The following is a 283-nucleotide window of genomic DNA, read 5'->3' as shown; positions in this document are numbered from 1 at the left end:
AGCACCTGCTCTAGGCGGGTCGATCAAAATCTTATCATAAACTCCCTTCGTCCAAGCTTGAGCCGAGAAGTCACTGTATAGGTTACTTTCATAAAAAGTGACATTTTCGATATCATTAGCTTGTGCATTAAACAAGCCTCTTTCCACCATATCCTGACTGCCTTCAACCCCAACAACTTCCTTAGCGCACTTTGCCATTGCCAAAGTAAAATTACCCAGTCCTGAAAACAGATCCAGAGCACGCTCATCAGATTTAAGTTCAAGTAGCTGCAGCGCGAGTAGA

General features: G+C 43.8%; 1 protein-coding gene. It reads right to left on the bottom strand.

Going from position 1 to position 283, the window contains the following annotated elements; genetic code table 11:
* A partial coding sequence (locus A3729_RS10935) for a methyltransferase domain-containing protein (protein ID WP_156497893.1) occupies nt 1–283 on the bottom strand: 283 nt, incomplete at both ends.

The organism is Oleiphilus sp. HI0043 (assembly GCF_001634935.1).
This window is presented reverse-complemented; position numbering and strand designations above follow the sequence as displayed.